Origin of the sequence: Okeania sp. SIO2B9 (assembly GCF_010672505.1) — a bacterium.
GTDB lineage: Bacteria > Cyanobacteriota > Cyanobacteriia > Cyanobacteriales > Microcoleaceae > Okeania > Okeania hirsuta.
Window position 1 is genome coordinate 1 of record NZ_JAAHGK010000523.1, and the last position, 4,897, is coordinate 4,897.

General features: G+C 36.9%; 6 protein-coding genes. 2 read left to right on the top strand and 4 right to left on the bottom strand.

Annotated features, from left to right (window positions below; genetic code table 11):
• On the top strand, window positions 1–1,174 hold a 1,174-nt coding region (locus tag F6K13_RS18245), incomplete at its 5' end, for a DUF2079 domain-containing protein (protein ID WP_287287951.1).
• Window positions 1,175–1,754: 580 nt separating this feature from the next.
• Here the strand turns inward: F6K13_RS18245 and F6K13_RS18250 are convergent.
• Window positions 1,755–2,192, bottom strand: a complete 438-nt coding sequence (locus tag F6K13_RS18250) for a PIN domain-containing protein (protein WP_124142737.1) — start codon at window positions 2,190–2,192, stop codon at window positions 1,755–1,757.
• Entirely contained in the window at window positions 2,186–2,443 is a 258-nt protein-coding gene (locus F6K13_RS18255; protein ID WP_124142738.1) for an AbrB/MazE/SpoVT family DNA-binding domain-containing protein, read from the bottom strand. The genes F6K13_RS18250 and F6K13_RS18255 overlap by 7 nt, the downstream gene beginning before the upstream one ends.
• Window positions 2,444–2,682: 239 nt before the next feature.
• On the opposite strand from F6K13_RS18255, the gene F6K13_RS18260 reads away from it, so the two are divergent.
• A complete protein-coding gene (locus F6K13_RS18260) occupies window positions 2,683–3,450 on the top strand; it encodes a Uma2 family endonuclease (protein WP_124142739.1) in 768 nt (255 codons plus the stop codon).
• Window positions 3,451–3,855: 405 nt separating this feature from the next.
• On the opposite strand, the gene F6K13_RS18265 is transcribed toward F6K13_RS18260, so the two are convergent.
• Together F6K13_RS18265 and F6K13_RS18270 are read right to left on the bottom strand one after the other, a co-directional pair.
• Window positions 3,856–4,062: a hypothetical protein gene (locus F6K13_RS18265; RefSeq protein ID WP_124142740.1), complete on the bottom strand. Its 207-nt coding sequence runs from the start codon at window positions 4,060–4,062 to the stop codon at window positions 3,856–3,858.
• Window positions 4,063–4,118: 56 nt separating this feature from the next.
• Window positions 4,119–4,820: an RNA-guided endonuclease InsQ/TnpB family protein gene (locus F6K13_RS18270; protein WP_375340667.1), complete on the bottom strand. Its 702-nt coding sequence runs from the start codon at window positions 4,818–4,820 to the stop codon at window positions 4,119–4,121.
• Window positions 4,821–4,897 lie beyond the last annotated feature (77 nt).

Here is a 4,897-nt window from a genome sequence, read left to right on the forward strand (position 1 = left end):
AATAGGAACAATACCTACCTGGAGTTTAGCGCGTCATTCTGGCTTAAATAAAAAACTTGCTTTTGCTATGGTAATAGTTTATTTATTATACCCAGTAGTGTTCAATCTCAATTTATTTGATTTTCATCCAGAAGTAATGGCATTGCCATCAATGTTAGGAGCAATTTTAGCAGCAAAATTAGATAAAACTTTTTGGTTTTGTATAGCTATTATTTGGGTTTTAGGTTGTAAAGATGCTTTATCTTTACCTATTGCTGGAATGGGTTTTTGGTTATATTTCTATGAAAAAAAACGACTGTGCGGAGCAATAGCTTTATTTGCTGGTGTAGCTTGGTTTATTATTGCTACTCAAGTACTAATACCTTATTTTAAAGATGGTCAACCACCAGGAGGAGTCGGACGTTATCAATATTTAGGTGGCTCTATACAAGAAATTTTACTGAATATATTTTTAAGACCAGAACTGGTGTTTGGTAAATTAATTTCACTGAAAACTCTAGAATATTTACTATTACTAAATCTGCCCGTAATTTGGTGGCTTGCTCCTAAATATTTAACTCCTTTAATAGCAGCTTATCCCGTTTTGGCGATGAATATTTTATCTAAAATTGATGCTCAAAGAGATTTAATTCATCAGTATTCTTTGCCAATATTACCTTTTTTATTAATGGCTGTAATTTATACTATTGCTGATGGAAAATGTGGTTTATGGTATTGGTTGTGGAATTTACGCAAACCTCAAACAGATAAAGCTGAAAATATATCTACAATAGTTGGCGATCGCTTACCAAAATTTATTATTATTTGGTCTTGCATCGGATTTTTAGCTTTGGCTAAATATGGGTATTTTTGGTCTATTTATTTAGATTATCTAGATACTTGGCAAGCAGCACGAGAAGCAGTTGCTTTAGTGAATACAAAAGGCGGTGTTTTTACTACTTCTGAAATTACGCCTCATTTAACTCATCGTAAGTTTATTAAGTTAATTGTTGAAGAAGATGAATTACCAACAAATGAAGCATTAGTTGAGTATGATTATGTATTGGTAAATGTACGTCATCCAGGGTGGAAAAGTAGTCAGGAATATTCAGAAAAATTAGTAGATAAACTCAAAGTTAATTCAGAATTTCAGCTTAGTTACGAACGGGATGATGTTTATTTGTTCAAAAAATAGGTATAGCGCTACGCGCAAGTCAAAAGTTAAAAGTAATCTCTAAGTGAGTTTTAGATGCCCAAATGCGTAGAGAGCGATCGCCTATTACCGTTGATTTAAACTATTTAGGGCTTGCTGATTAAATATCAAAGCATTGACTTATATTGGTTTGCTGCCTTTTTTTGTCTTGAAAAAGTGCAAGCTTTTCGGTCGCTCAAGCTCAAAAAGCTAGTATTTTGGGACGATTATGGCAGAAAAATCACTCTTACAATTTTTCCGACTACCTCCTCTACAATTTCCCGTTCCTCCTGTCTCCTGTCTCCTGTCTCCTGTCTCCTGTCTCCTGTCTCCTACCCCTACTAAAAGACTTTTTCAGCAAACCCTATTTAACTGGACATAATATTATCAGAACTTACGCACCTGCAACGTATTTTCGTCATTGCAACCCACAGGGTTTGCGGAGCATTCCGGGACGGAAAGCAATCTCAAATCCTAATTTTTTGTACTTCATGCGTAAGTCCTGATTATTTAATTCATGCTACTCTAAAAAAATGAAAGCATAAAATAGGGGGCTAACAATATTATGCGATCGCTGTAAATTTTATGTCGGTACTTCTACTAATTTTGCTACTTCTTCACCAAGACGTATGAAATGGTTAGGATTTAAAGTAAGTAACCGATCTACCTCTACTTTAAAAACAACTTGAGCAATTAAACCATCGTAAATTCCACCTCCTGTTAAATTCAAATTTACCATTTTATTAATAACAGTTTGATAATCTTCAGTAGAGAGAGAAATCACTTCAAATTCTGCTAAATTTTCTCTGATTAATTGTTGTGCAAGTTTTGGGGAAACAGCAGGTTTTATCGGAAGGCGAGTTAAAACGGAATAGAGTTCTGCCAAAGTATGAGTGCAAATTATTCCTTGAATATTTCCAGATTTAACTTTTTTTAATCGTGAAAGACAAGCTGAATGTTTAGGATGATTAGTCCATAATGCAGTGACTAAAACACTTGTATCAAATAAAGCTTTTACCACGATGTTAATTCATTAATTCTTTCTGTTCTCAGTTCATCAATGATTGTTTCTGTATTACATATCGGTTCAGCTTTAAAGACTAATATTCCATCTTCATAGTAGGTTTCTAATTCTGGTTCTAAGGGTTGAAGAATAAGTTGACCATTTTCAACTTTTAAGGATAACTTAGTTTGATTGTTAATTCCTAATTGCTGGCGTATTTTTTCAGGGATTTCGATACGACCAAATTGATCGACAGTGAGTTGTTCCATATTGTAATTATCTGCTGTAATAATCCTCTTGAACCATCAGAGTTTAGTAGTAGACTGACACAGCTAAAACTGTGCAGAGTGCTTTTTTCGTATAATTCTTATTATAGCAAGGTTTGAGAATTTTTTCCTAATGCACCATTTAAGGTGTGTCAGTCCATTAGGGTGCGTTGCGTCAGTCCTGATATTATTTCATCCATGCTACTCTAAAAAAATGAAAACATGATCGGAGGGGGCGAACAATGACTACAGAAACATCTCCCAAAACCGAGTTACTCACCGAAGTAACTCCCGACTGGGAACCACCCATGCCACCTACAGACTTAATCTTTGATGATGGAGAACTCTTGGAAAGCAAACGTCACCGTATTGCCATGAATCTTCTGATAGATTCTTTGTATCAACATTGGTCAGACCGCAACGACTTTTTTGCTGGTGGCAATATGTTTATTTATTATAGTAGCGCTCAAGCGAGAAATCGTGATTACAAAGGTCCTGATTTCTTTGTGGTTTTGGATGTTGATGGCAAGACAGATCGTCAAGGATGGGTAGTTTGGGAAGAAGAAGGTCGTTATCCAGATGTGATAGTTGAACTCACATCTCCTTCAACTGCTAGTGTAGACATTGGTAAAAAAAAGGATATTTACGAGGGAACATTCCGTACTCCATATTATTTCATCTTTAATCCATTTGATCGGAAATCATTAGAGGGATGGTCTCTGGAAAACGATAGATATCAGAAGTTACAGCCGGACGAGCGAGGATGGTTGTGGTGCAAGAAGTTGGAGTTATGGTTGGGTACTTGGGAAGGGAGTATTCAGCAAGAGTCGGCAGTGTGGTTACGATTTTATGACGAGCAAGGAAATTTGGTATTATTGCCAGGAGAAGTAGCCCAACAAGAACGTCAACGTGCTGACCAGGAACGTCAACGTGCTGAACAACAACAGCAACGAGCGGAACGTCTGGCTGCTAAACTAAAAGAGTTAGGGGTCGATCCTGATTCTGTCTAATATATCCCCCCCTGCCCCCAGATCCCCCCTAACCCCCCTTCATAAGGGGGGAACCGCTTAAAAAAGGGGGGAGCCTTCAAAGTCCCCCTTTTCAAGCTATGCTTTATAAACATCTTTCTTAACATAAAACTTGACAAAAGATACAAGTTCTGTGTATGTCTGGAAACGGCTTTTTCCGGAGAAAATTGTATTGAATGAGACAATTTTTTGAGGACTTTAAAGAAAATTCTTACTTCCCCCTCTTCCCCCTCTTCCCCCTCTTCCCACCCTCCTACAAAGGTTTCAGGAGTTCCTTATAAAGGATAGCTTTTCAAGGGGGATTTAGGGGGATCGTAAATGTATCTCATTTTAATGGGAAATGCTATAACAGCAATCTTGGTATTTTCCTTATTCTCTAGACAAACGTTATCTATCCCGAAATTCTGCTTTGGTTTGATCGTCCCAACCTGCATACTTGAGACAAGCTTCTGCTGCATCTTTATTTTCAGGTTTAACGAGGTCAGGATGAAATTGTAGTTGATTACATCTTTTAACAAATTTTACCCATATAAACCCCGCCACAAATGCAAAGTCTTGTCCCCACTGCTCTATAAAACTGATACAAACAGTCACATAATGTAATAATCTGATGTTTACTTCCTGCTTCTACTGAGGCCGTCGGCGGTTACTCATCCACAGGCATTTACGATCGAGCCGACCGCATTTCTCAAATTAATACTGGCGTTTAAATCTCTATCTATCGACAGGCCACACTCTGGACAATCATAAGTCCTTTGATTTAAGGGCATATCTTGGACATGACCACAGTTTGAGCAAGTCTTTGATGATGGAAAGAATCTATCTACTACTACTAGCTCTGAACCGTACCATTGGCACTTGTACCTAAGCTGTCTCCGAAATTCATAAAATCCTTGGTCTGCTATTAATTTAGCTAGTTTATGGTTGGCTAACATACCGCGAACGTTCAAATCTTCTATGACAACAGTGCCGTGGTTTTTGGCTAAGTAAGTTGTCAATTTATGAAGTGTGTCTTTACGGATATTTGCTACTCTTCTATGCAATGCTGCTATTTTCAGTTGTGCTTTTTTCCAATTAGCTGAACCAATTTTTTTATTGCGGTTCAAGTATTGTAGTCTAGATAGTTTGTTTTCAAATTTCTTGTAAGACTTAGCTCCTTCAAATACTTCTCCTGTGCTTAAAGTTGCTAAAGTTTTTACTCCTAAATCTACACCCACAACTTCAGTTTTTTTAGGTGTTGGAGTGGGAGTAAATTCGTAGCTACAACTTAAGTACCAATCGCCTGCTTGTCTACTAATGGTTATTTTTTGAGTTGTTGCCTCAATAGGTTCGTAAGTTTTGACACAACCAATAACAGGTAATTTATGATTCTTTCACAATTGATAATTCTGGAAGACCCATAGAATTAAATGGATGGAATCATAAATTA

What these genes read in the sequence shown, in the direction of transcription:
- F6K13_RS18255 (WP_124142738.1), bottom strand. Translation starts at nt 2,443, where the DNA reads ATGGAACAACTCACTGTCGATCAATTTGGTCGTATCGAAATCCCTGAA.
- F6K13_RS18260 (WP_124142739.1), top strand. Translation starts at nt 2,683, where the DNA reads ATGACTACAGAAACATCTCCCAAAACCGAGTTACTCACCGAAGTAACT.